The organism is Candidatus Magnetominusculus xianensis, from assembly GCA_001541255.1.
Classification (GTDB): Bacteria; Nitrospirota; Thermodesulfovibrionia; order Thermodesulfovibrionales; family Magnetobacteriaceae; genus Magnetominusculus; species Magnetominusculus xianensis.
This window is the reverse complement of record LNQR01000046.1, coordinates 1-2,314: the sequence shown is the minus strand read 5'-3', so window position 1 is coordinate 2,314 and position 2,314 is coordinate 1. Positions and strand designations below refer to the sequence as shown.

The window sequence follows — 2,314 nt, the reverse complement described above, 5'->3', positions numbered from 1 at the left end:
GACAGCTATCGCGGTACCGGCGTTCCTCGGACAGAGAGAAAAGGCAAAGGTCAGGTCAACAGAGTCAGGCGCTAAGGGTGCAGTTTCAGACTTACAGGGCTATCTTGATTCCTATGTAGGCGGCGACCCGTATATAATAATCACTGACACTGCAGGCACACAGGGCTGCTACCAATCATCAGGTGCATCCGCAACCGGCCGCACATGTTTGGCAGTTTACAACCAGGCCAGCACAGGCACATATACCGCGTTCCCGGGTGGTATCACGACTATTGTTGACCACTTTATCTCTCACCACACGTTTAAGGGAGACAAGAGCGCATTTAACGGACTTCCTCTGTTCGTGACGACAGCACCGACAGATGGTCAGGTTATCTTAAGCCCGAACGGAAGCCGTGCGGTCAATCTCATGGCCTATGCCTCAAACTCAACAGCTCCAATACTCAGCCAGATAGTTACAACACGATAATTGCCAAAACGCAGACGTGAGGGGGGATTCCTCCCTCACGTTTTTTTACACCCCCGCATTTTGCAGTAAATACTTAAAGGCTTCAAGAGACGAAGGTGCATACAGCCTAACAGACGCCATGTGGTTTATTAAGGAGAACATCATGATAAATAAATGGATGCATACCAGAGATATAAGAGGTTTTACGCTAATTGAGCTTCTGATTGTTATTGCAATAATCGGTATATTGACCGCTATAGCAATACCGGCGTTTGTAGGGCAGAGGGAAAAGGCAAAGGTCAGATCAACAGAGACGGGCGCTAAGGCTGCGATTTCGGACTTGCAGGGGTATCTTGACGCATATGTTTTTGGTGAACCCTATGTAATAATCACTGATTCGTCAGGCGGGCAGGGGTGCTTCGAGGCCGATAACGCAATTGGAACGAATAAGGCATGTTTAGCTGCTTTCAATCAAGCCAGTGCGGGTACATATGCCACATACCCCGGCGGACTGACCACAGTTATCTCTCACTTTATCTCTCACCACACATTTAAGGGCGACAGGAGTGCGTTTAACGGCCTTCCTCTGTTTGTGACAACATCAGCAACAGATGGTCAGGTTCTATTAAGCCCGTCTGGAAGCCGCTCTGTTTTTATCCTTGCTTATGCCGCAAACACAACATCACCAATTTTAAGTCAATTGGTATCTATCAGGTGATTGCATCTCTGTGATGGTATGAAGGTACTGTATTAGACATGACATTGAGAGACGCCAGGGGCTTTACGCTAGTTGAACTCATGATTGTTATTGCGATATCCGGCATATTGATCGCTATAGCAGTACCGGTGTTTTTAGGACAGATGGATAAGGGAAAGGTGAACGCAACAGTGTCTGGTGCAAAGAGCGCAATTGCTGATTTACAAGGCTATCTTGATGCATACGCAACTGGCGGACCCTATGTAATAATAACTGATTCATCTGGCGGGCAAGGATGCTTCGAGGCAGATAAGGCAATTGGAACAAATAAGGCGTGTTTAGCCGCTTTCAATCAAACCAGTGCGGGTACATATGCCACATTCCCCGGTGGACTGACCACTATTATCGACCATTTCATCTCTCACCACACGTTTAAGGGAGACAAGAGCGCATTTAGCGGTCTTCCTCTGTTCATTACAACGAATACGGTTGTCGGCTGGGGACAGGTTCTTTTAAGCCAGTCTGGAAGCAGTTCTGTTGTTATCAATGCTTACGCAACGAACTCCACACTGCCAATATTCACCCAGACAGTAACTATTCGCTAACTGCTCTGCACCAGTACTGAAGAGAAAACTTCACCTCAAATTGACAGAACTTGTCGTCTATTGACATTTATTGTCAGTGTGCCTTTTTGTGTCAACACCAATTCCAAATTGTAATACCTCCGCAGGGGCAGCGGTGAATGACTCGACATGTCTTAATCTGTGGTATTATCAGGTAATCATTCTAAACATCAAGATTTTAGATATACCTTTTGCACCCTCTCTGTATCTAATTCCTTGTATGTATAATGATAATACTTTTTATTTCTGGATGAGCAACCGATGGCATGAAATATGCTAATATACAACGTGCAGCAACGATGGGCAGATGCAAAAAAACGGTTTTTAACCGTGAAATAGCGAGCACGTATTACTTTATTGGAGGTACACACAATGTACAAGTTAATTTCAGAGATGAAGACAAGGGATGAAAGAGGTTTTACACTGATCGAGCTCCTGATAGTTATCGCGATTATCGGCATATTGACAGCTATCGCGGTACCGGCGTTCCTCGGACAGAGAGAAAAGGCAAAGGTCAGGTCAACAGAGTCAGGCGCTAAGGGTGCA

General features: G+C 45.8%; 4 protein-coding genes. All 4 read left to right on the top strand.

Translation table 11 applies throughout. From position 1 onward, the window contains the following. Positions 1–469, top strand: a 469-nt coding sequence (locus ASN18_RS17505; protein ID WP_236861571.1) for a hypothetical protein, incomplete at its 5' end; no start/stop codon positions are given. Between the two features lie 142 nt (positions 470–611). Then, positions 612–1,166, top strand: a complete 555-nt coding sequence (locus ASN18_RS17800; RefSeq protein ID WP_085051941.1) for a type IV pilin protein — start codon at positions 612–614, stop codon at positions 1,164–1,166. A gap of 38 nt (positions 1,167–1,204) precedes the next feature. Further along, on the top strand, positions 1,205–1,750 hold the full coding sequence (locus ASN18_RS17795) for a type IV pilin protein (protein ID WP_085051940.1): 546 nt from the start codon (positions 1,205–1,207) through the stop codon (positions 1,748–1,750). A 390-nt stretch (positions 1,751–2,140) separates the two neighbouring features. Beyond that, the coding region (locus ASN18_RS17925; protein ID WP_353740365.1) for a type IV pilin protein at positions 2,141–2,314 on the top strand (174 nt) is incomplete at its 3' end.

Excerpts from the sequence above, each read along its gene's own strand:
- ASN18_RS17800 (WP_085051941.1), top strand. The coding sequence starts at position 612 with ATGATAAATAAATGGATGCATACCAGAGATATAAGAGGTTTTACGCTA.
- ASN18_RS17795 (WP_085051940.1), top strand. The coding sequence starts at position 1,205 with ATGACATTGAGAGACGCCAGGGGCTTTACGCTAGTTGAACTCATGATT.